Origin of the sequence: Pseudomonas sp. HR1 (assembly GCF_030175875.1) — a bacterium.
Taxonomy (GTDB): domain Bacteria; phylum Pseudomonadota; class Gammaproteobacteria; order Pseudomonadales; family Pseudomonadaceae; genus Chryseomonas; species Chryseomonas oryzihabitans.
Genome location: NZ_JASNRF010000084.1, coordinates 1 through 523, shown reverse-complemented (window position 1 = coordinate 523; position 523 = coordinate 1). Strand labels below are relative to the sequence as shown.

The window sequence follows — 523 nt, the reverse complement described above, 5'->3', positions numbered from 1 at the left end:
AAAAGCCGGCGCCGTCGCCGGCTTTTTGTTTCCAGGTCACACAGGCGCGATCAAGCACCGCCGAGATGATGCATTCCAGAGGCGTCGTGCGCGGCACATGGCTGATCAGGCGCCATTTTCGCCGGCGTCCTGCAGGCGTTCCAGATCCCACGCTACGGAATCGCTCCGCCTTCCCAGAACACGCTAGGCGTCCTGCAGGCGTCCTGCAGGTGTCCCAGCTCCCACGCTACGGCATCGCACCGCCTTCCTAGATCACGCTAGGCGTCCTGGGGGCGTCCTGCCGGACGCCTGGTGCAACGTCCTCCGAGCCTGGCAACTCGGGCATCGCCAAGAATGTCTCCCAGTCGCTCATCAGTGCGCGCCGCTTTTCGAGTAGTGGGCCTCGGTTGTAGGCCGCCTCGGTCTTGGAGCCAATCTTGTGGGCCAGCGCCTTCTCGCAGATTTCCCTGGGGTGTGAGGTGGTCTCCGCCGCCCAGGTGCGAAACGTCGAGCGGAAGCCGTGCGGGACCGCTCCCTCAAGCTT

General features: G+C 64.8%; 1 pseudogene. It reads right to left on the bottom strand.

Going from position 1 to position 523, the window contains the following annotated elements:
- Positions 1-247 precede the first annotated feature (247 nt).
- Positions 248-523 (bottom strand): annotated as a pseudogene (locus QKY98_RS23715) (tyrosine-type recombinase/integrase); the annotation flags it as partial.